The organism is Desertibacillus haloalkaliphilus (assembly GCF_019039105.1).
GTDB lineage: Bacteria > Bacillota > Bacilli > Bacillales > KJ1-10-99 > Desertibacillus > Desertibacillus haloalkaliphilus.
Genome location: NZ_JAHPIV010000499.1, coordinates 1 through 346, shown reverse-complemented (window position 1 = coordinate 346; position 346 = coordinate 1). Strand labels below are relative to the sequence as shown.

The 346-nt window shown below is 52.0% G+C and carries 1 protein-coding gene; it reads left to right on the top strand.

All coding sequences use genetic code 11. The features are described 5' to 3' along the window. Positions 1 to 346: hypothetical protein (locus KH400_RS30315; RefSeq protein WP_217228596.1), on the top strand; the 346-nt coding region annotated here is incomplete at both ends.

Below are 346 nucleotides of genomic sequence, written 5' to 3'. Positions count from 1 at the left end.
AAGGAAGGGAGAAAGAAAGGGGGAGAGAAGGGAAGGGGAGGAAGAGAGGGAGAGGGGGGAGGAGAAGAGGAAGAAAGGAGAAAAGAAGAAAGAGAGAGGGGGAGGAAAGGAGAGAGGAAGGAAAAAGGAAGAAGAGGAGGGGGAAGAAAAGGGGGAGAGGGAGGGAGGGAAAAAAAAGAGAGAGAAGGAAGAGAGAAGGGGAAAGGAAAAAGAAAAAAAGGAGGGAAAGAGGGAGAGAGGGGGAGGGGAAGAGAGAGGGAGAGAGAAAGAGGGGAGAGGAGAAGAGGGGAGGGGAGGAGGGGGGGAGGGAGAGGAAAAGAAAAAAAAGGGAGAAAAGAAGGAAAGG